Origin of the sequence: Streptomyces sp. NBC_01384, from assembly GCF_045040035.1 — a bacterium.
Taxonomy (GTDB): domain Bacteria; phylum Actinomycetota; class Actinomycetes; order Streptomycetales; family Streptomycetaceae; genus Streptomyces.
The window spans coordinates 9847063-9868371 of record NZ_CP109559.1 but is presented as its reverse complement, the minus strand read 5'-3'; the positions used below and the strand labels follow the sequence as shown (position 1 = coordinate 9868371).

The window sequence follows — 21309 nt, the reverse complement described above, 5'->3', positions numbered from 1 at the left end:
CGTACCGCTCGGTATCCGTACCGCTCAGCGCTCGTGCTCGATCAGGGCGAGGGTGGCGTCAGCGGCCTCCAGCACGATGCCCGTCGAGGCCGTGGCCGCGTCGGCCAGGTCCGCCACCAGCCGGACGTCCTTCCTCAGCAGCGGCCCGGCCTGCGCCGCGATGCGCTCGAGCGTCCCGCCGGCGGCCGCGATCCGGCCCAGCGCGAAGCTCGATCCGCTGCCGTGGGCCATCACCTCGGCAAGGCCGGCCGGGTCCACATGGAGATCCCTGCCAAGTGCGAGGGCCCCCGCGGCGGTCGCGAGATTGGCCGTGAACAGCACGTTGTTGAGGAGCTTGGTGAGCTGCCCGGAGCCGAGCGGGCCCGTGTGGACCACGGGATCGCCGTACGTCTCGAACACCCGGCGGCAGAACCGGACGGTGCCGGACTCGCCGCCGACCATCACCAGCAGGCGGCCCTGGGCCGCCGCCGGGCCGCCGCCGCTCACCGGCGCGTCGATCAGCGTGACACCGTGAACGCGGGCCCGGTCGGCGAGGCGACGGCAGGTGTCGGGGTGGACCGTGCTGTGCACGGCGATCACACCGCCCTGCCTGAGGCCCGCCAGCACACCGTCGTCCCCGACGACGACCTCCTCGACATCCGCGTCGTCGACGACACAGACGCACACGAGGTCACTGGCGGCGGCCAGTTCGGCGGGGGACGCGGCGCGCTTCGCGGGCGTGTCGTCGAAGGGCGCGAGCGAGGCGGGGCGGCGCGCCCACAGGGTCGTCTCGAAGCCCGCGTCGACGATCCGGCGCGCCATGGGGGCGCCCTGGCTGCCCAGGCCTATGAATCCGACGCGCATCAGCGGGTCTCCTGCTCGGCCGGTGGTCCGGGCACGGCGGGAGCTTCCGTCGTGTCGGTCGGCTTCGGTTCGGTCGGCTTCGGTTCGGTCGACTCCGTGTCGGTCGACTCCGGTTCGATCGACACCGGTTCGATCGACTTCGGTGCCGGGCGCCAGAACACGCCGAGCAGACCGGCGGTCGCCGCCACGGCCGCCCCGAGGGCGATGGCGCCGCCGCTCCAGCCGGTCACCTCGATGTCGCCGACGTGGTCCGCGGAGAGCCTGCCGGGCCCCAGTACCGCCAGGGCCAGCGAGACCACCGCAAGGACGAGGACGTACTCGTAGCCCTCTTTGAAGACGAAGAAACCGTTCGGCCGGTGCGCGAGGACGCCCGCGACCAGCATCACGGAGATGACCGCGGCGCAGGCCAGCGGGGTGAGCAGCCCGGCGATCAGCAGGGCCCCCGCGCCGACTTCGGTGACCACGCTCATCCACGCCTGAAGCGTGCCTTTGCGCAGGCCGAGGCCGGTGAACCAGCGGGCGGTGCCCTCGATCCGGCCGCCGCCTCGCCAGTGGTTGAGTCCGTGCGCGATCATCACGATCCCCAGGATCACCCGTACCAGCAGCAGCGCTGCCACGTCCGCGTCGCTCAACTCGCCCTCCCGGGCCGCTCTTGTGCCGCGCTCGCGCGAGCCGGTACACATTTCTCGACGAACGACAGGATCTTGAGGTGGTAGGCCATCGCCGTCAGTCCGATGCTCAAGTTGTGGCCGCCGTCGGCCTGTTCGTCGACGACGACGAGCGGCGAGGCGGTGAACAGGGACGCGATGTCGGCCGGCGCCGCGGGCCCGAACCGCCACGCCCACACGTGCTCGCCGAGGGTCTCCAACGGTGCGGCGATTGGCTCGGCGAAGCCGCGGAAAACGAGGACGGTGAACCCGAGCGCCGTACCGGTGCGCAGCAGCGACAGATGCGGCCTGCCCGGGTAGTCGACGTACCCCGAGTGCGCCGCCCCGCCGTGCAGCGCGAGGACGACGGCCCGGGGCCGGCGCGCCTCCTGGAGCAGGGCCGATACGGGGATGCCGTCGACGTCGACGACACGGGAGACGCCGCTCATGTGTCCGCCCGGAGCAGGATCACACCGCTGGGCGTGAGACCGCCGGTGCTCGTCACGGCGACCCGCGCGCCTTGCACCTGGCGCGCTCCGGCCTCACCGCGCACCTGCGTCACGGCCTCATGGACAAGCCCCAGGCCGTGGGTGCGGCCGTGCGACAGCTGGCCGCCGTGGGTGTTGAGGGGGAGCAGTCCGTCCCTGGCGATGTTCTTGCCTCCGTCGAGGAAGTCCTTGGCCTCACCGATGCCGCAGAAGCCCAGCCCCTCGATCCAGGAGAGGCAGTTGAAGGTGAAGCCGTCGTAGAGCTGGGCCACGTCGACGTCCGAGGGACGCAGCGAGGTGCGGGTCCAGAGATGGGCGGACTGGCCGAGCACCTGGGGTTCATGGGCGGAGGTGCTCTGGTCCCATTCGAGCCGCTCCATGATCTGGGTGCCGACGGCCTCCACGAGCACCGGCGGTTTGGCCAGGTCCCGCGCGGCGTCCACGGCCGACACGATCACGGCCACCGATCCGTCGCAGGGCACGTCGCAGTCGTACAGCCCGAACGGCGTGGTGACCGTCCTGGCCGACAGATAGTCGTCCATGGTCATCGGATCGCGGTAGATCGCCGTGGGGTTGAGCGCGGCGTTCGCCCGCTGGTTGAGCGCGATCCAGCCGAGTGTCTCGCGCGTGGTGCCGTAGCGGTGGAAGTGCCGCTGGGCGTTCTGGGCCAGGGTGTGCGCCGCGGAGATCGCCCCGAAGGGCTTCTGCCACCCCGTGACCCTGCGCCCGGCGTCCTGGGTGATCCGGCCGCGCAGTGTCAGTTCGCCGTACGAGGCTTCCCAGACCGTACGGAAGCACAGCACATGCCGGGCCAGTCCGCCCGCGACCGCCAGCATCGCGGCGATGAGCGAGCCGCCGGGGCCGAAGGTCTCGGCGCCGCCGTTGTACCAGGTGGGCCTGATGCCGAGGGCGTCCTCCAGCGCGGTGATGCCGCCCTCGGCGAAGCCGCCGTAGGCACCCGCACCCGGGTAGGTCGCCAGGCCGTCGATGTCGTCGAAGGCGAGGCCGGCGTCCGCGAGGGCACGTTCGCAGGCCCGCACGGTCAGCGACAGCGGCGGGACCATCAGCCGGCGCCCGATCTCCGACATCCCGATGCCGCTGATCGCGACCTTGTCCTCGAACTTCTCGGGCGTGGCCATCGGGCGTATGTGGCGCCGCATGTGCTCGGGTTCCACCTCGTCCGGCGGCAGCAAAGCCGGGGCCCCCTGTTCGGCCGTGGGGCGGAACAGCGGCAGCCAGACGTCCTCGACGTGTTCGAAGACGACCTCCAGCCGCATGCCCAACTCGAGCTCGTCGACCTCGCATTCGACGAGGTTGGTGGTGAGCCGGACCCGGGTGTCCTCCTCCAGGGCGACCTGCGCCACGATGTAGGGTGCGGGCATCCCGGGCGAGCTGAACCGGTGGTTTACGGTGAACCCGATCAGCGTCGCGTAGCCGGAGACGGCCCGCACCCCGGTCTCGTGCCCCCGGCAGTACCGGCAGACCGGCTGCGGTGGGTGCAGCAGGGCCGCGCAGGATGAACATTCCGTCACGCGCAACCGGCCGTCCGCGCCGGAGGTCCAGAAGAACTCGTCCTCCTCTGTGATCACCGGCAGCGGACGTCCCGTGGGTCCGGCCACGTCCTCTCCTCACCGTGCCACCACTCGGGCGGCACACGTACGTCCGACGGGCAGGCGAAGATCAACGGTCGATCTTCGCCTGCCCCTTGCGTACCGTGACGGGCTCGGCGAGCCGCTGTTCGTCGACGACCCTCTGCAGGGTCTCCAGCGTCTCGTCGAGCCCGCCGCCGATCCTGGGGCCCGGCGTGAAGGTCGCGGGGAGGTGCCGCATGCCCTGGATGATGCCGATCGTTTCGTAGTGCTCCGCGCCCTCGGGGTCGCAGTGGAAGTCCGGCATCCGGTCGAGCACCTGGGTGACCATCCGCTTGAACACCGTGCGCGCCACGTTGGAGCCGATGCAGCGGTGGATGCCGAGGCCGAAGCTGCTGTGCCGGTTGCCCTTGCGCTCCATGTCGATGGAGTCGGGGTCCGGGAACACCTGCGGGTCCCGGTTCGCCATCGCCCAGGACAGCCAGAGCCGCTCACCCTCCTTGAACCGGGTGCCGGCGATCTCACAGTCCGCGGAGAAGGTGCGTCCGTCCCCCGGCGCGGGCGCGTAGAAGCGCAGGAACTCCTCGGTCGCCGAGTCCAGCAGGGACTTCCGCTCCCGGCCCAGGCGGTCCCGCTCGGCGGGGTGCTCCGAGAGCCACTCCAGCGCGTGCGCGGTGAGCGCCGTCGTGGTGTCGAAGCCACCGCCGATCAACAGGGCCAGCACGCCGAGGAGTTCGTCGTCGGGCGGGGTCTGGCCGTTGATCTCCGCATGGACGAGGGCGTCGACCAGGCCCGGCCGCGGTGTCCGCCGGATCTCCGCGATGGTCATGGCCAGGTCCATGCCCATCGCCTTCTGCAGCTCCAGGACGCGGGCCTGTTCGGGCGAGTTGGGCGGGGTGTAGACCGAGGCGTGCGCCGCCTCGTTGTAGATGGTCCACTTCCTGACCGGGATGCCCATCATGGCCAGCGTGAGCACGGCCGGCACGACGTTGGCGAGGTCGTCGACGAAGTCGATCCGCCCCGACTCGATCTTCTCGTCGATGCAGGCCCGCGCCACCTCGTCGACAAGCGGAATCCAGCGGGTGATCGCGGCCGGGGACAGATACGGGTTGAGGGTCTGGCGGTAGTAGCGCTGCTCGGGCGGATCCATCTCCAGGAACCCGCCCCTGGTGGCCTTCGCCCGGGGCGGCGGCGGGATGGTGATGCCCTCGTATCCGCGCCGCTCGCCCTTCACGTCATGGTCGTTGGAGAGGAACTCGGCGGACCGGGCCAGCTCGAAGACCTCCCGGTTGCCACTGGCGACCCAGTGGCCGCCGTAGGTCTCCGACCAGGCGATGGGGCACTTGGACTGCAACTCCTGGGTGATCGCCTGGAATTCGTCGCGGTACTCGGGAGTGTGGCGGTCGAAGTGCACCGGGTTCCGTTTGGGGTCGTCGTTGACGGCGTCGTCCGTGGTCATCGGATTGTTCTCCCCTCAGGAGATGAAGATCGCTCGTTCGGGGCAGGACCTGACGGCCTCGATGGCCTCGTCCTGCTGGTCGTCCGAGACCTCTTCCTTGATCACCGATGAGTGGCCGTCGATCTCGCTGAGCTCGAAGATGTCCGGAGCACGCATGGCGCAGAGCGTGTGACCCTGGCAGCGCTCCGGGTCTACCCGTACCTTCACATCGCTTCCTTCCTGCCGCAGAGCTGGTTACTTCACGTCCGCCAACGACTTGCCGACATCGGCCAGGGTCATGGGCTTGGTGTAGGTGCCCTTGAACTTGTAGGGGGTCACGTTGCAGCGGTAGGCGCCGGTGTCGGGCTTGAAGTCGGCCGCTGCCCAGCCCTTGGCGGTCGCCTTGACGGGGTCGAAGCACTTGGGGGGCACGGTGGGGGACGACAGGTCCATCGGGGCCTGCAGGCCACCGCCGGTCCAGGCCGTCTGCTTGAGCGCGTTGTCGTACACGCACGTGCGGGTGAGCTCGGCGCAGTCGCCGGCGGCCGTGGCGAACAGCAGCCAGCTGGAGAAGGCCTTCAGCGCCGGCAGTGTGACCTGGGCGTCGGGAGCGTACTTCTTGAAGAGGTCCTCGACCATCTTGGTCGCCGGGTTGGCGGTGGCGTCCTCCAGCGGGGCGAAGCCGCCGAGGTCGGCGAAGTTGGCCTGCTTCGCCAGCGCGGGACCGGCCAGCTGGAGGAAGGCGGGGCCGTAGGCGTTGCTGTTGGCGTCGATCCAGTCGGGCGCGTAGCCGATGTTGGTGAGGACCTGCTCCAGCTTGGCCAGGCTGGCGAAGTCGCCGAGGAAGACCAGTCCCTTGACCTTCTTGTTCTTGATGGACTGGGCGTACGGCGTCCAGTCGGACACGCCCTGGGCCGGATACAGGTCCGAGTAGGTGATCTTGCCGCCCGCCGAGACCAGCGTCTCCTTGTCCTGCGCGGTGATGTCCTTGACGACCGGGGAGTCACCGGCGATGACACCGACGCTGCTCGCCGATCCCGGGAACGCCTCCTTGAGCAGCCAGGAGTAGAAGCCCCCGTAGGGCGAGTAACCGGTCGCGGCACCCTGGACGGTGACCTGGAGGTCCGATCCGATGGCCTGGCTGGTCTGGGCGGGGAAGTCGGGGAGCAGGCAGTTCAGCCTGTCCTTGACGCCCATGCCGTCGAGCGCGGCGCCGCCGCCGGCGAGCGCGAAGTCCGAGCGGCATGCCTCGATCATCCGCTGGCGGACCTCGACGAGCTTGGAGTCGTGGGTGACGGGAACGAGTTTGCGTCCGTTGATGCCGCCCGCGTCGTTGCACCAGGAGGTGAACACCTTGGCCGCGTCGACGAACTCCGGGTTCTTGGTGAAGCCGACGTCGCTGAAGACGCCGACCTTGATCTCGGAGTTGGTGACTCCCTGGGAGGCGGAGGCCTTGGCGGTGCCGGAGTTGCAGACGTTCTTGAGCGTGCCGAAGTCGGACGCCGAGGCGGAGTCGGACGCCGAGGCGGAAGGCTTGTCGCCGCTCGGCGACGTGGTGGAGCGGGCGGAACACCCGGCCAGGGCCAGGACGGCCACAGCGATGAGCAGACGTCTCATCGGTTCTCCTCGAATTCGTTCCCCGAAAAAGGGTGGTCAGGTGACCGCGCCCGCTTCTTTCAGCTCGATGATGCGGGGCCAGTCCAGTCCCAGTTCCATGAGGATTTCCTCGGTCTGGGCAGCGAACTCGGGCGCGGGCCCGAGTGCGGGAGCGGTGGTGTCGAACTGCACGGGGCTGGCGGCCAGATCGATCTCGCCGACCCGGAGCAGGTACTCGTTCGCCCGGATCTGCGCGTCGGCGCCCACCTGCACGGTGTCCTGCACCGGGGCCCACGGCCCGGCAAGGGTGGCGAAGCGCTCGGTCCACTCTGCGAGGGTGCGGGTGGCCAGCACCGCCCGCAGGATCTTGACGGCCTCTTCGGTGTGGGCGGCGAGCAGCTCCGCCGTGGCGAAGCGGGAATCGTCGGCCAGCTCCGGGTGGTCGATGTGCCGGCACACGTCGGCCCAGAACTTGCCTGGCTGGAGCATGACGAAGGCCAGATAGCGGTCGTCGGCCGTGGCATAGATGCCGGACAGTGGGTTGATCGGCGAGCCGTGGGCACCTGGCACCGGTGCCACCCAGGGCTTGTCGAGGTGCAGCGAGACCGCGGTGGCCTGGCCGTTGGCCCATACGCCGCTGCCGAGCAGGGAGACGTCCACGACCGACGGTTCGCCGGTGCGCTCGCGCCGCAGCAGTGCCGCCGCGATGCCTCCGGCGAGGTTCGTGCCGGAGATGGTGTCCCCGTAGGCGGGCGTGGGTCTGATCATGCCCTCGACACCGGGCGGGGTGATGCTGGCGGCCGTGCCGCCCCGGGCCCAGAAGGCGGTCATGTCGTAACCGCCCTTCTCGGATTCCGGTCCGCGCGGCCCGAGCGCGCTGCCCCGGGCGTAGATGATGCGGGGGTTCACCGCGCGGATGTCGTCCACGTCGATGCCGAACCGCCGCCGGTGTCCGGGCAGGAAGCTGGTCAGGAACACGTCGGAGCGGCGGGCCAGGTCGTAGAGCACTTCCTTGCCCTCGGGCCGGGTCATGTCGAGGCCGAGGCTGCGCTTGCCCCGGTTGGCGTGCTCGATGTTGGGGTTCGGGTCGCCCTCGACGCGCAGCGTGCCGGTCTGCCGCAGACCGCGCTGCGGATCGCCCGTGACGGCGTGCTCGACCTTGATGACGTCCGCGCCCCAGTCGGCCAGCACGGCTCCTGCCGAGGGGACGAAGCCGTACATGGCGACTTCGAGCACGCGGATGCCTTCGAGCGGACGCATTACGGGACCACCACCGCGAAGGACTTGGTCTCCAGGAACTCCTCCAGCCCGGCGACCCCGCTCTCCCTGCCGATGCCCGACTGCTTGTACCCGCCGAAGGGCACTTCCTGGGAGAAGTAGTTGCCGCCGTTGATGCTGAAGGTGCCGGTACGGATCCGGCGTGCGACGGCGACGGCCCGCTGCTCGTCGGCGCTGTGCACGGCGCCGGAGAGGCCGAAGATCGAGTCATTGGCGATGCATACGGCGTCGTCCTCGCCGTCGTACGGGATGACCGCGAGCACCGGTCCGAAGACCTCGTCCTGCGCGATCTCGCTGGCCGGGTCGACATTGCTGAGCAGGGTGGGCGTGTAGAAGAAGCCCGGGTCGACGCGCTTGCCGCCGGTGACCAGCGTGGCGCCGGCCGCGATGGCCCGCTGCACCATGCCGTCGACCTTGTCGCGCTGACGCTCGCTGATGAGCGGCCCCATGAAGGTCTTGGGGTCGGTCGGATCGCCGTACGACACGCGTTCGAGGCCGGCCGCGACCATGGCGACGATCTCGTCGTGGTGCTCCCTCGGCACGAGCAGCCGGGAGGTGAGGGCGCAGCCCTGTCCCGAGTGGGAGCAGATGGTGAAGGCCGCGAACATGGAGGCGGCGCGGAAGTCGGCGTCGTCGAGCACGATCATGGCGGACTTGCCGCCGAGTTCCAGGAAGACCTTCTTCACGGTGGCGCTCGCGGCCTCCATGATCCGGCGACCGGTCGCGGTGGAGCCGGTGAAGGTGATCATGTCGACGTCGGGGTGTTTGGTGAGCATCTCACCCGCCTCGACCCCGGAGGAGACGATGACGTTGGCCACGCCGGGTGGGATGTCCGTGTGCTCGGCGATCAGTTCACCGAGATACAGCGTGGTCAGCGGGGTGTCCGGGGCGCCCTTGAGGACGACCGTGCAGCCGGCGGCGAGCGCGGGGACCAGTTTGGCGAGCGCGAGCTGGTTCGGGTAGTTGTACGGGATGATCGCGGCGACGACTCCGGCCGCTTCCTTCTCCACCCAGCGGCGGTGGCGCTGGCCCCGGATCTCGGTCTCGCCGAGCTCCTCGGTCAGGGGGTATTTCTCCAGCAGGTCGGCGTAGTAGGAGACCAGCTTGATGGGCTCGTCCAGCTGGGGGCCGTGGGTGAGCATGCGGGGCGCGCCGACCTCGGCGATCGTCAGGTCGCGCAGCTCTTCCTGATGGTCGCTCAGCGCCTTGTGCAGCTGGCGGAGACAGCGGATGCGCTCCTTGGTGTCGGTCGCCCAGCTCGTGGTGTCGAAGGCGCGACGGGCGGCCGCGACTGCGGCCTCGGCCTCGACGGCCGTGGCGTCGGGGGCCTGGTCGAGCACCTCGCCGGTCGCGGGGTTGAGCGAGGGGAAGCTCTTCTCGGTCTCGACGAGCCGGCCGTCGATGAGCAGCCGCTTCACAGCCGGACCACCTGTCCGCCATCGACGCTGACGACTTGGCCGGTCAGCCAGCGCGCCTCGTCGGAGAGCAGGAACAGGACGGTGGGCGCCAGGTCTTCGGGGGTGCCCATCCGCTTGATGGCGAGGCTGCCGATCATCGTCTGCTGGTACTCCTTCGGCATGACGCTGCGGGTGGCCTCGGTGTCGGTGGGGCCCGGCGCGATGCCGTTGACCCGGATGTTCTTGCCTCCGAGCTCGGCGGCGAGCGAGGCGGTGAGACTGTTGATCCCGGCCTTGGCCAGCCCGTAGTAACCGCCGCCCATCCAGGCGGCCGTGGACGACTGGTTGACGATGGCGCCGCCCTCGGTCATGTGCGGGACGACCGCGCGCGTGCAGTGCAGCGCGCCCATCAGGTTCACTTGGAGGAAGCGGCTGAGGTAGTCGAGGGGAACCGTGGTGAGGCCGTCGCGCCGCATGCTGTGGAAGATGGCCGCGTTGTTGACCAGGTAGTCGATGCGTCCGAACTCCGCCATCACGGCGGCCGCCATCGCCTCCGCCGACGCGGGGTCGGCGACGTCCACCTTGACGAACAGAGCCGCGTCACCGATCTCCTTGGCGACCCGCTCGCCCTGTTCCTCGTTGAGTTCGGCAACCACCACGCGTGCGCCCTCGGCGGCCAGCGCACGGGCGTAGCCCTCGCCGATCCCCTGTCCCGCGCCGGTGACGATCGCAACCTTGTCCTGGAACCGCATCCTGCCTCCTTGCTCGGATGTGGTGGAAACTACATTCTCAGCTTACGCAAATCAATATTCCGGAAACGAGAACGTCATGGCAGATCAAGGAAGCCTCCAATGGACGGAACCTGACCGATATTCAGGACCGGAGGCCCATCTCACGATCCAGCGGGAGGCGCGAGGCCGGCCGTCCCGGGCCTTCCGGTAGGCCAACCGGCGAGAATACTATTCTCACATCTGGAAGGGAGATTTTCATGATCGCAACGAAGGCCCTCAGCCCGAGCCTGGGCGTAGAGGTCACCGGCGTCGGCAATCCGCTCGACGATCAACTGATCAGCCGGTGCGCGGAGGCGCTCCAGTGGCGCGGCGTTCTGCTCATCCGCGGGCTGCACCTCGACGACGAAGGCCAACTGGCCTTCAGCCGCAAGCTGGGCAAGGTCTTCGCGGTGCGCGGAATGGAGGTCTTCACCGTCTCCCTCGATCCGGCCAAGAACCCGACGGCCGAGTACCTCAAGGGGACGTTCCACTGGCACATCGACGGCACCACCGACTCCGTACCGACCAAAACCACCACCCTGACCGCGCGGCATGTGGCCATGACGGGCGGCGGGACCGAGTTCGCCAGCACCTACGCGGCGTACGAGAACCTGCCGGAGGCGGACCGCAAGCAGTACGACGATCTGCGTGTGGTGCACAGCTTCGAGGCCGCACAGCGGCTGGTGACGCCCGATCCCGGTCCGCAGACGCTCGCGGGCTGGCGCGAAGTCCCCGCCCACGAGACGCCGTTGGTGTGGAAGCGCCGTGACGGCCGCCGCTCCCTGGTGATCGGGGTGACGGCCGACCACATCGTCGGCATGGACCCCACCGATGGCCGAAAGCTGCTCGACCGATTGCTGGAGTGGAGCACCCAGGAGCGGTTCCGTCACACCCATGACTGGCAGGTCGGCGACCTGGTGGTGTGGGACAACACGGGGATGCTGCACCGGGCTCTGCCGTACGGCGCCGACTCGGAGCGGATGCTGCATCGCACGACCATCGTCGGCGACGAGGAGCTGTCATGAGGACGGCGGTCGTCACGGGCGGCGCCTCCGGCATCGGCCTCGCCATCGCGGAGCGGCTCGCCAAGGACGGGTACCAGGTCGCCGCGCTCGATCTCAACCCGTCGGACACCAGTGTCGTCCCGGCCACGGACGTCGCCGACCGGGCCCAGGTGGACGCGGCCCTGGCCGCCGTCAGGGAGCGGCTGGGGCCGGTCACGATCCTGGTGAACGCGGCCGGGATGGACGGCTTCAAGCGCTTCACCGACCTCTCCTTCGAGGCCTGGCACCGCGTGATCAACGTCAATCTGAACGGCGTCTTCCACTGCGTGCAGGCCGTGCTGCCGGACATGCTGGAGGCGGGCTGGGGACGGATCGTCAGCATCTCCTCCTCCAGCGCGCAGTCGGGCCAGCCGTTCATGACGCACTACGTGGCGTCCAAGTCGGCGGTCAACGGACTGACGAAGGCGCTGGCCCTGGAGCTGGGCCCGTTCGGTGTGACCGTCAACGCGGTGCCGCCCGGCTTCATCGACACCCCGATGCTGCGTAAGGCGGAAGCGCGCGAACTGCTCGGCGGGACGGTCGAGGAGCACATCCAGCGCACTCCCGTACGCCGGGTCGGTCGCCCGGAGGACATCGCCGCGGCCTGCGCGTTCCTGGTGTCGGAGGAGGCCGGGTACATCACGGGCCAGATCCTGGGCGTGAACGGGGGCCGCAACACGTGAACCGCATCACTCCGCTCCCCTACGCCGAGTGGGACACCGAGGCGCTGGCGTCGCTCGCCCCGGGGCGGGGGCTGCCGCAGTCCAACGTCCTGGGCCTCTTCGCACGCCACCCCGAGCTGGCCACGGCCTTCCTGGGCTACAGCCGGTATCTGCTGGGCGGCGGTACGACGCTGTCGCCGCGCACCCGTGAGCTGGCCATCCTGCGGGTGGCCTGGCGCAGGCGCTGCCCGTACGAGTGGGCCCAGCATGTGCTGATCGCACGGAAGGCCGGCGTCACCGACGAGGAGATCGACGCGATCCGCGCCGGCGAACCGACCCCGATCACGAGGGCAGTGGACGAGCTGGAGGCGGACTCGGGCCTGTCCGACGACACCTACAGGGCGCTCGCCGCCGAGCTGGACGACCGGCAGCTCATGGATCTGGTCTTCACGGTCGGCACGTACGGCCTGCTGGCCATGGTCCTCAACACCTTCGAGGTGGAGCTCGATCCCGGTCTACCTGCAGAGAACTTCACTAGCGATGAATGAGAATGCTATTCTCATCCTGGAAAGGGGGGCAGCCATGCCACACTTCAGCAAGCCTGAGGCCGGGAGCTGGACCGAGCAGTACCCCGAACTGGGCACGAGTCCCGTGAACTACGAGGACTCGATCGATCCCGCCTACTACGAGGCCGAGCGCGAGGCCATCTTCAAGCGGACCTGGCTCAACGTCGGCCGCGCCGAGTCCGTCCCCAAGCCCGGCAACTACTTCACCAAGGAACTCGCCGCCGCCGGCACCTCACTGATCATCGTCCGCGGCCGCGACCAGCGGATCCGCGCCTTCCACAACGTCTGCCGCCACCGCGGCAACAAACTCGTCTGGAACGACTTCCCGGGCGAGGAGGTCAAAGGCACCTGCCGCCAGTTCACCTGCAAGTACCACGCCTGGCGCTACGACCTCACCGGAAAACTCACCTTCGTCCAGCAAGAAGGCGAGTTCTTCGACCTCGACAAGGACGACTACGGCCTCAAAGAAGTCGCCTGCGATGTCTGGGAAGGCTTCGTCTTCGTCAACCTGGATCCGCAGGAGCCCCTGCGCGAGTACCTCGGCGACATGGCCAAGGGCCTGGAGGGCTACCCCTTCCACGAGATGACCGACGTCTTCACCTACAAGGCCGAGGTCGGCAGCAACTGGAAGCTGTTCATCGACGCCTTCGCCGAGTTCTACCACGCCCCTGTCCTGCACCAGAAGCAGGCCACCAAGGAGGAGGCAGAGAAGCTCCTCGGCTACGGCTTCGAGGCGCTGCACTACGAGCTGCACAGCCCGCACTCGATGATCTCCTCCTGGGGCGGCATGGCGCCGCCGAAGGACCCCTCGATGGTCAAGCCGATCGAACGGGAGCTGCGCAGCGGCCTGTTCGGCCCGTGGGACCGGCCCGACATCGCAGGCCTGGACCCGCTGCCCGCCGGTATCAACCCAGCCCGCCACCGCGCCTGGGGCACCGACTCCTTCGTACTGTTCCCGAACTTCATGCTGCTCATCTGGGCGCCGGGCTGGTATCTGACGTACCACTACTGGCCGACGGCCGTGGACAAGCACCTGTTCGAGGCGAACCTCTACTTCGTCCCCGCCAGGACCGCCCGTGACCGCCTCGCCCAGGAGCTCGCCGCCGTCACCTTCAAGGAGTACGCCCTCCAGGACGGCAACACCCTCGAAGCCACCCAGACCATGCTCAAGGGCCGCTACGTCACCGACTTCCCCCTCAACGACCAGGAGATCCTCCTGCGCCACCTCCACAAGGTCGTCCGGGACTACGTCAAGGAGCACGCCGATGCTGCCGACTGACTTCGCCGAACTCGAGCCCTACAGCGACTGGGTCCTCGGCAGCGAACGGGAACGGTACGCCAAGCGCCTCGCCGGCAGCATGGAGGACATGCAGGCGTTCTACGACGCGGCGTTCCCGCTGCTGGACCGCGCGACGACACATCTCGACAAGTTCCCGCTCGACGACCTGCCCGAGCCCGAACGCAACCTGATGCTGCTCATGTTCTCCCTCGTGATGGTGTCGTTCCCCATCGAGGTCTGGAAGCAGCCGCGGGTCCCCGACTCGGGCGCCGCCTATCTCGACGTCATCGCGGAACCGCAGGTCTGAGCATGGTCACGCTCAAGGCCGCCCGCGTCCTGCACGTCGAGACGGGGGAGATCGAGGAGCCGGGCCTGATCACCGTCGACGGCGACCGCATCGCGAGCGGTGGCGGCGACGAGGGCGAGGGTGACGTCCTGGATCTGGGCGACGTCACCCTGCTGCCCGGCCTGATGGACATGGAGGTCAACCTCCTCATGGGAGGCCGGGGCGAGGTCCCGGGTCTCTCCCCCGTCCAGGACGATCCGCCGCTGCGCATGCTCCGCGGGGTGGCCAACGCACGCCGGACGCTGCGCTCGGGGTTCACCACCGTCAGAAACCTCGGCCTGTTCGTGAAAACCGGCGGCTATCTGCTGGACGTCGCGCTGGCCAGGGCCATCGACGCCGGCTGGGTCGACGGCCCGCGCATCGTCCCGGCAGGGCACGCGATCACCCCGACCGGGGGCCATCTGGACCCCACGATGTTCGCCGCGTACGCCCCCGGAATCATGCCCCTCTCGCTGGAGGAGGGCATCGCCAACGGCGTCGACGAGGTGCGCAAAGCCGTCCGCCACCAGATCAAGTACGGCGCCCAGCTGATCAAGGTCTGTGCGTCGGGCGGGGTGATGTCCCACACCGGCACCGCGGGCGCGCAGCACTACTCCGACGAGGAGTTGCGGGCCATCGTGGACGAGGCCCACCGGCGCGGACTCAAGGTGGCGGCACACACCCATGGCGCCGCCGCCGTCCGGTCGGCCGTGGAGGCCGGCATCGACTGCATCGAGCACGGCTTCCTGCTGGACGACGAGACCATCGAGCTGATGGCCGAGCGCGGCACCTTCCTCGTCGCGACCACCGCCCTGATCGACGGCATGGACCTGTCCAAGGCCCCGCCCGAACTGAAGGCCAAGGCCGGCGAAATCTTCCCGCACGCCAGGACCGTCGTCGCCAGGGCCCACAAGGCGGGCGTGAAGATCGCGGTCGGCACCGACGCGCCGGCCATCCCGCACGGCCGTGGCGCCCAGGAGCTCAGCGCCCTGGTCGAGCGCGGGATGACGCCGCTGGAGGTGCTCCAGGCGGCCACCGTCAACGCGGCCGAGCTGATCGACGCCGAGGACCGCGGGCGGATCGCCGAGGGGCTGCTCGCGGACCTGATCGCCGTACCCGGCAATCCGCTGGAGGGCATCTCGGTGATGGCCGATGTCCGCTTCGTGATGAAGGGAGGGAAGGTCTTCCGTCACGAGCGCGGCTGAGCAGGGGCGTTGGAAGGGCGAAGTCCTGAGGGGCGGGGCGCAGACTGCGCCCCGCCCCTCAAGCAAGCCGCCTTCACTGCGCCTTGATGTGGTCCTTCATCTCCTCGAGCCGCGTCAGGATCGGATAGCCACCCACGCTCAGCGCGTTCCCGTGCCCGGTCTCGTGGATGTCGAACACCGACTGGACGGCCGCGTAGAAGCCCTGCACGTCGAGAGTCTGGTTGACGGCCCGCTTGGCCTGGCGGAGCGCGAAGGGGTGCATCTGGGCGATCTGCCCGGCCAACTCCATGGTGGCCGCGTCCAGTTCGTCCAGCGGTACGACGCGGTTGACCATGCCGACCTTCTCCGCCTCCTCGGCGATCACGGCCCGTCCGGTGAAGAGGATCTCCTTGGCCTTGCGCGGGCCGAGCTCCCACGTGTGCCCGTGGTACTCCACTCCCCCGATGCCCATGTGCACCACGGGATCGGAGAACTCGGCGTTCTCGGCGGCCACGATCAGATCGCAGGGCCAGCACAGCATCAGCCCGCCCGCGATGCACTTGCCCTGCACCGCGGCGATCGACGGCTTGGGCACGTTGCGCCAGCGCAGGGTGTACTCCAGGTACCGGCGCGCCTCGGCCGTGTAGATCCACTCCAGGGTGATCTTGTCGGGGCTCGGCCACCGGTCCTTCAGGTCGTGGCCGGCCGAGAAGTGCCGCCCGTTGCCCCGCAGCACGATCACCCGTACGTCCTCGTCGGCCGCGGCGCGGGTCCAGGCCGCGTCCAGGTCGTCGAGGAGGCCCATGGTCTGGGCGTTGGCGACCTCGGGCCGGTTGAGCGTGATGACCGCGACCCGGTCCTTGACCTCGTACAGAATCTGGTCCATACGCGTCCTCCTGGGTTATCTCGGCAGGCCGAGGATGCGCTCGGCGATGATGTTGCGCTGGATCTCCGAGGTGCCGCCCGCGATCGTCCCGGCGAAGCTGCGCGCGTACCGCTCGAACCAGCCGGCGATGAAGTTGTCGATGCTCATGTGGTTCGGCGGGCCGGTCACTTCGGGATGGACCAGGCCCTCCGGCCCGCGGTCCTCCAGCGCGTGCAGGCTCGCGACCTGGATCGCCTCGGAGCCGAGCAGTTTGAGGACCGACAGCTCGGCCGCGTCGCGGTCGCCGCCCAGCTGGCGGTAGCCGAGCAGTCTGAGCGCCTGGGCGTCCATGAGCAGCGTCGCGTACCACTCCTCATCGCTGGGCGCGTCCCGGATCAGGTCGTCGAGGCGCTCGGCGAAGCTCAGCCACAGCATGGTCCGCTCGTGCCCGAGCGAGCCGTGCGCCACCGACCAGCCCTTGTTCAGGGGGCCGATGAGGTTCTCCCGCGGGACCCGGACGTCGGTGAAGAACACCTCGTTGAAGTCGAGGTCGTCCTGGGCGGCCATGGACGCGAACGGCCTGCGCACCACGCCCTCGGTGTCGGTGGGGATGAGCAGCACGCTGATGCCCTTGTGCTTGGGCGCGGCCGGGTCGGTGCGGACGAACGTCAGCAGGACGTCCGCGTCGTGCGCGCCCGAGGTCCACACCTTCTGCCCGTTGACGACGAAGTGGTCGCCGTCGAGCACCGCGCGGGTCCGCAGCCCGGCGAGGTCGGATCCGGCGCCCGGCTCGCTCATGCCGAGCGCCGCCGTGATCTCCGTCCGCAGGATGGGAACCGCCCACTGTTTCTTCTGCTCCTCGGTCCCGAAGGTGAGGATCGAGGCGGCGATGATACCGATGCCCTGCGGGTTGAAACTGTGGTAGATCCGCCGCCTCGACAGCTCTTCCAGGTGGGCGAGTTGCTGCGGCAGGGTGGCGCCCCGGCCGCCGTACTCGGGCGGCTTGCCCGGCAGCAGCCAGCCCGCGTCGAACAGCGTCCGCTGCCAGTGCCGCGCCCACGCGGGGACGTCGGCGCTCGACCGCGACGCTGGGACGGCCTCCGCCGCGGTGGGCAGATGCGCGTCGAGGAATGCGGCGAACTCGGCGCGGAACTCCTCCACTTCGGAACCGGAGTCCAGCTTCATCCCGCCACCACCCCTTCGTGCCTGCTCTTCTCCCGTTCCTGCCTCGTCTTCTCCAGCAACGCCCTGCGGTGTACGGCCGCCGTCCCCAGCAGCAGATCTCCGGCCTTGGCCCGTTTGAGGTGGATCTGCAGTTCGTTCTCCCAGGTGAAACCCATCGCCCCGAAGAGCTGGAAGCCATTATGGAAGACGATCCGCTGGCACTCACCGGCGGCGGCCTTGGCCATCGAGGCCGCCCTGCTCCGCCGTGGGTCGTCCTCGGCGATGGTCAGGGCGGAGAAGTAGGCGAGGGCCCTGGCCCGTTCGATGGCGACGTACATGTCCGCCGCCTTGTGTTTGACGGCCTGGAAGGAGCCGATGGGCACGTCGAACTGGACGCGTTCCTTCACATGGGCGACGGCCAGGTCCAGGATGCGTCGGCAGCTGCCGACCGTGGAGATCGCCAGGCCCATCAGGGCCAGGTCCGGAATCCCCGGAACCAGGTCGGGCACGTCCACATGGGCCGTGTGGAGGGTCGGGTCGAAGATGTCGACACGTGCCGCGCCGAGGTCCGAGCCCTCCACGATTTTCACGCCGTCCCGGGTGAGCAGGGCGATCTCGTCCGCCCGGTCCGCGTCGAGGACGAACCGGCCGGTCCCGTCGAACACCCCGGTTCCCGAGCCCCGCGGCAGCCGCCCGGCCAGCGGCGCGAACCAGGTGGCCGTGGCGAGGAAGGGGGTCGGATCGGCCGCGTACCCCAACTCCTCCAGGACGATGGCCAGTTCCACCGGAGGGGCCTCCAGCCACCCCAGTTCCAGATAGGTCGCCCAGAGCTGGTCCTCGGGCTGCGAGCGCGACTTGGCGACGGTCTCGCGGACCAGCCGTTGGAGCAGCCGCTGGTCCTCGTCGAACTCAAACTCCACGGGCCACCTCCAGAAGGATCTTGCCGATGGCGCGGCGATCCAGGTCCAGGGCCGTCGCCACCTCGTCGAGCGGGTGGACGGCGTGGACGCGGGGGTGGATCAGCCCCTCGGCGAACATACGGTTGAGCTCGGCGCGGGTGACGGCCAGTTGCTCCCGCCCGTGCCGCGCCCAGCCGCCGAAGTCGAAGCCGTGGATCGTGACGCCCTTGAGCATCGCCAGATTGAGCGGGAGCCGGGGCACCTCGCCGCTGGCGAAGCCGACGTTCACGAACCGGCCGCCCCAGCGCATGGCCCGCAGCGCCTGTTCGGAGTGCGGCCCGCCGACCGGATCGATGACGATGTCGGCGCCACCCGAGTCCCGGAGCCCGCGCTTGAGGTCGTCGTACGGAAGCACATCGTGGGCACCCGTTTTGAGGCAGGCCGCCCGCTTCTCCTCGGTGGAGGCGACGGCGACCACCTCCGCGCCCAGCAGCGCGGCCAGTTCGACGGCCGCGAGACCGACCCCGCCGGCCGCGCCGAGCACCGCCACCCGCTCCCCTGCCTGGAGGCGGCCGATCAGCGTCAGCGCGTTGTACGCGGTGGCGTGCGAGACTCCGAAGGCCGCCGCGCGCCGGGTCGGGATCGCGTCGGGGATCCGGTGCAGGCCGGCCGCCGGGACGGCGACCCGCTCGGCGAAGGCGCCGACGAAGACGGACCCGAAGACCCGCTCGCCCTGCTCGAACCCGTGCCCCGACTCGGCGACCACCCCGGCGAACTCGCTGCCCGGAGTGAACGGCAGCTCCGCCTTGACCTGGTAGGTGCCCCGGATCACCAGGACGTCCGCGAAGTTCATCGCCGCGTAGTGCACATCGACGAGTACCTCACCGACCGGGTCGGGGATCTCCTCGACGACGACCGGACCGCCGACGGCGTTGCACCGGGCCGCCCTCATAGCCGTGTCGTCGCGGCCAGTTCGGCCGCCTGGGCCGCCATCTGCAGGACGGCGTCCCCGTAGTAGGCCATCTTCGGGTTGCCGCCGTCGCCCTTCACATGGCGGGCGTAGCCGCCCTCCAGCACGATCGCCATCTTGAACCGGGCGAGGATCACGTAGTAGTCGATGTCGCTGACGTCCCGGCCGCTGACCTTGGCGTAGTGCTCGATGATGTCGGCCCGGTCCGGCATGCCCGTGTAGTCGGCGTACCTGCCCGCCGCGTCCCGGTCCTCGTCGGCGTTCGGCCAGCCCATGACGACCCAGCCTAGGTCGAGCAGCGGATCGCCGACGGTGGCCATCTCGAAGTCGACCAGGGCGGCGAGCTCGGCGGGCGCCCCGTGCTTGAACATGACGTTCGCGAACTGGTAGTCGCCGTGGATGATGCCCGGCTCCCACTGCCGGGGCCGGTGTTCACGCAGCCAGGCCGCGGCCGCGTCCAGACCTGGTATCTCGCGGAACGTGAACTTCGCCAGGTGCGCCGACCAGCGGTCGACCTGGCGGTCGTGGAAGCCGTCCGGGCGGCCGAAGCCTTCCAGCCCCTGGGCCCGCCAGTCGACATTGCCGAGCTTGGCAATGCCCTCCACCAGCGCGTAGGCGAGGCCGGGGCGCAGGGACAGGTCGCTCTTGAAGGGCTCGGGCCAGCCGTCGGTGTTCATCGGCGACCAGCCGTCGACGTGGCCCATGAGGTAGAAGCACGAGCCGATCACATCGGGGTCGTCGCAGACGGCGATGGCCTCCGGGTGCGGCACCTCCGTCCCGTTCAGCGCGTTCAGTACCCGGAACTCCCGCAACATGGTCTCGTTACGGCCCGGCGGGACCTTCTCCGGGGGCTTGCGCAGGACCATCCGCCGCTCGCCGCGCCGGATGTCGAAGATGTCGTTGGAGGTGCCCCCGGAGATGAGGGACGCCTCGACCGGTTCACCCGGAGCGATGTCCTGACCGTCCAGCCAGCGGGCGAGCGACTCGATGTTCACATTTTCTCCAGCTGCTTGCGAGCCCACTCCCGGCGAGCGGGCAGATGCTGCGACGGCCACAGCCCGGACGCGGCCTCGTAGCCGCGCAGCAGGTCCTTGGCCACCGTGATCTTGTGGATCTCCGAGGGTCCGTCGACGACCGCCATGACGGCCGCGCCGGTCCACATGTCGGCGAAGGGCATCTCGTTGGACACGCCCAGGGCGCCGTGCAGATGCATGGAGCGGTACACGATGTCGTGCAGCACCTTCGGCGTCAGGAACTTGATGGCGGAGATGTCCTTACGGACCCGCTTGTAGTCCTGGTACTGGTCGATCTGCCAGGCCGTGTGCAGCACGAACAGCCGGAACTGCTGCAGCTGCGCGTAGGAGTCGGCCAGATCGGCCTGGACCAGCTGCTTGTCGGCGAGCCTGCTGCCCTGGGTCTCCCGCGACAGGGCGCGCTCGGCCATCATGTCCAGCGCCTTCTGGCACTGCCCGACGACCCGCATCGCGTGGTGAACCCGTCCGCCGCCGAGCCGGGTCTGCGCGATGGCGAACGCCTGGCCCTCGCCGCCGAGCAGCGCGTCACCGGGGACGCGGACACCGTCGTACTCGATGAGCGCGTGCATGCCGTCGTCCGGGGCCTCGCTCATCAGGCCGAGGTGGCGTTCCATCCGGATGCCCGGGGTGTCGCTGGGCACCAGGAACATCGACATGCCCCGGTACGCGCTGACGTCCGGGTCGGTCACCGCCATCACGATGACGAACTTGGAGGTCCGCGCGTTGGAGGAGAAGAACTTGCGGCCCGTGATGACCCAGTCTCCCCCGCTCTCGGCTCCGCTCGAGCGGGAGGTGCCCCCATCGTCCCGTACGGCACGTGTGGTGAACATCTTCGGGTCGGCGCCGGCCTGCGGCTCGGTCATGGAGAAACAGGAGAAGCACTCGCCTTCGAGCAGCGGCTTGAGGTAGCGCTCCTTCTGCTCCTCGGTGCCGTAGCGGGCGATGATCTCGGCGTTGCCGGTGTCCGGCGCGGCCGTGCCGAAGATGACGGGGGCCCAACTGGACTCCCCCAGGATCTCGTTGATGAGGGCCAGCTTGAGCTGTCCGAAGCCACGTCCGCCGAGCTCTGGACCGAGATGGGGCGCCCACAGTCCCTGGTCGCGCACCTGCTGCTTGAGGGCCCGGACGATCGGGCCGGTCTCCTCGTCGAGCGGGTGGAAGGCCCGGTCCGGGTAGACCAGGTCCAGCGGGTCCACGCGCTCGGCGCGGAACCACCTGATCCACTCCAGTTTCTTCTCGAACTCCGGCTCGGTGGAAAAGTCCCATGCCATG

The 21309-nt window shown here is 69.3% G+C and carries 22 protein-coding genes; 6 read left to right on the top strand and 16 right to left on the bottom strand.

The genetic code is table 11. The features are described from left to right. Positions 1-24: 24 nt before the first annotated feature. The 10 genes from OG747_RS45330 to OG747_RS45285 form a co-directional block, all read right to left on the bottom strand. Positions 25-843, bottom strand: a complete 819-nt coding sequence (locus OG747_RS45330; RefSeq protein WP_405885204.1) for an NAD(P)-dependent oxidoreductase — start codon at positions 841-843, stop codon at positions 25-27. Beyond that, positions 843-1475: a DoxX family protein gene (locus OG747_RS45325; RefSeq protein WP_405885203.1), complete on the bottom strand. Its 633-nt coding sequence runs from the start codon at positions 1473-1475 to the stop codon at positions 843-845. Before OG747_RS45325 ends, OG747_RS45330 begins: the two co-directional genes overlap by 1 nt. Continuing rightward, on the bottom strand, positions 1472-1939 hold the full coding sequence (locus OG747_RS45320) for a hypothetical protein (protein WP_405885202.1): 468 nt from the start codon (positions 1937-1939) through the stop codon (positions 1472-1474). Before OG747_RS45320 ends, OG747_RS45325 begins: the two co-directional genes overlap by 4 nt. Continuing rightward, a complete protein-coding gene (locus OG747_RS45315; RefSeq protein WP_405885201.1) occupies positions 1936-3597 on the bottom strand; it encodes a thiolase C-terminal domain-containing protein in 1662 nt (553 codons plus the stop codon). Before OG747_RS45315 ends, OG747_RS45320 begins: the two co-directional genes overlap by 4 nt. A gap of 61 nt (positions 3598-3658) precedes the next feature. Further along, positions 3659-5026, bottom strand: a complete 1368-nt coding sequence (locus tag OG747_RS45310) for a cytochrome P450 (protein ID WP_405885200.1) — start codon at positions 5024-5026, stop codon at positions 3659-3661. A gap of 15 nt (positions 5027-5041) precedes the next feature. Then, positions 5042-5233 (bottom strand): ferredoxin, encoded by a 192-nt coding sequence (locus tag OG747_RS45305; protein ID WP_405885199.1) that lies wholly within the window; start codon positions 5231-5233, stop codon positions 5042-5044. 27 nt (positions 5234-5260) lie between these two features. Continuing rightward, positions 5261-6622, bottom strand: coding sequence for an ABC transporter substrate-binding protein (locus tag OG747_RS45300; protein ID WP_405885198.1), 1362 nt, complete (start codon positions 6620-6622; stop codon positions 5261-5263). Positions 6623-6658: 36 nt separating this feature from the next. Then, on the bottom strand, positions 6659-7861 hold the full coding sequence (locus OG747_RS45295; protein WP_405885197.1) for a CaiB/BaiF CoA transferase family protein: 1203 nt from the start codon (positions 7859-7861) through the stop codon (positions 6659-6661). Next, entirely contained in the window at positions 7861-9297 is a 1437-nt protein-coding gene (locus OG747_RS45290; protein ID WP_405885196.1) for an aldehyde dehydrogenase family protein, read from the bottom strand. The genes OG747_RS45295 and OG747_RS45290 overlap by 1 nt, the downstream gene beginning before the upstream one ends. After that, positions 9294-10028: an SDR family oxidoreductase gene (locus tag OG747_RS45285; RefSeq protein WP_405885195.1), complete on the bottom strand. Its 735-nt coding sequence runs from the start codon at positions 10026-10028 to the stop codon at positions 9294-9296. Before OG747_RS45285 ends, OG747_RS45290 begins: the two co-directional genes overlap by 4 nt. 236 nt (positions 10029-10264) lie before the next feature. Between OG747_RS45285 and OG747_RS45280 the strand changes: the two genes are divergently transcribed. From OG747_RS45280 to OG747_RS45255, 6 genes are read left to right on the top strand one after another with little or no spacing between them, the layout of a single operon-like run. Continuing rightward, on the top strand, positions 10265-11071 hold the full coding sequence (locus OG747_RS45280; protein WP_405885194.1) for a TauD/TfdA dioxygenase family protein: 807 nt from the start codon (positions 10265-10267) through the stop codon (positions 11069-11071). Further along, complete coding sequence (locus OG747_RS45275; RefSeq protein ID WP_405885193.1) at positions 11068-11772, top strand: SDR family NAD(P)-dependent oxidoreductase; 705 nt, start codon at positions 11068-11070, stop codon at positions 11770-11772. The genes OG747_RS45280 and OG747_RS45275 overlap by 4 nt, the downstream gene beginning before the upstream one ends. Continuing rightward, positions 11769-12299 (top strand): carboxymuconolactone decarboxylase family protein, encoded by a 531-nt coding sequence (locus OG747_RS45270; protein ID WP_405885192.1) that lies wholly within the window; start codon positions 11769-11771, stop codon positions 12297-12299. Before OG747_RS45275 ends, OG747_RS45270 begins: the two co-directional genes overlap by 4 nt. 34 nt (positions 12300-12333) lie before the next feature. Then, positions 12334-13596 carry an SRPBCC family protein gene (locus OG747_RS45265; RefSeq protein ID WP_405885191.1) on the top strand — a complete coding sequence of 421 codons (1263 nt, stop codon included), beginning with the start codon at positions 12334-12336 and terminating at the stop codon, positions 13594-13596. Beyond that, the gene (locus tag OG747_RS45260; RefSeq protein ID WP_405885190.1) at positions 13583-13903 is read left to right on the top strand and encodes a hypothetical protein; all 321 of its coding nucleotides are present in this window, start codon (positions 13583-13585) and stop codon (positions 13901-13903) included. The genes OG747_RS45265 and OG747_RS45260 overlap by 14 nt, the downstream gene beginning before the upstream one ends. A gap of 2 nt (positions 13904-13905) precedes the next feature. Then, positions 13906-15126, top strand: a complete 1221-nt coding sequence (locus OG747_RS45255) for an amidohydrolase family protein (protein WP_405885189.1) — start codon at positions 13906-13908, stop codon at positions 15124-15126. 73 nt (positions 15127-15199) lie between these two features. Here the strand turns inward: OG747_RS45255 and OG747_RS45250 are convergent, their stop codons facing one another. From OG747_RS45250 to OG747_RS45225, 6 genes are read right to left on the bottom strand one after another with little or no spacing between them, the layout of a single operon-like run. Further along, on the bottom strand, positions 15200-15991 hold the full coding sequence (locus OG747_RS45250) for an enoyl-CoA hydratase (RefSeq protein WP_405885188.1): 792 nt from the start codon (positions 15989-15991) through the stop codon (positions 15200-15202). Positions 15992-16006: 15 nt separating this feature from the next. Beyond that, a complete protein-coding gene (locus OG747_RS45245; protein ID WP_405885187.1) occupies positions 16007-17155 on the bottom strand; it encodes an acyl-CoA dehydrogenase family protein in 1149 nt (382 codons plus the stop codon). Beyond that, on the bottom strand, positions 17152-18054 hold the full coding sequence (locus OG747_RS45240; RefSeq protein ID WP_405885186.1) for an acyl-CoA dehydrogenase family protein: 903 nt from the start codon (positions 18052-18054) through the stop codon (positions 17152-17154). Before OG747_RS45240 ends, OG747_RS45245 begins: the two co-directional genes overlap by 4 nt. Next, a complete protein-coding gene (locus OG747_RS45235) occupies positions 18044-18985 on the bottom strand; it encodes an NADPH:quinone oxidoreductase family protein (protein WP_405885185.1) in 942 nt (313 codons plus the stop codon). Before OG747_RS45235 ends, OG747_RS45240 begins: the two co-directional genes overlap by 11 nt. Beyond that, complete coding sequence (locus OG747_RS45230; protein WP_405885184.1) at positions 18982-19998, bottom strand: phosphotransferase family protein; 1017 nt, start codon at positions 19996-19998, stop codon at positions 18982-18984. Before OG747_RS45230 ends, OG747_RS45235 begins: the two co-directional genes overlap by 4 nt. Next, entirely contained in the window at positions 19995-21308 is a 1314-nt protein-coding gene (locus tag OG747_RS45225; RefSeq protein WP_405885183.1) for an acyl-CoA dehydrogenase family protein, read from the bottom strand. The genes OG747_RS45230 and OG747_RS45225 overlap by 4 nt, the downstream gene beginning before the upstream one ends. Position 21309: the final 1 nt, after the last annotated feature.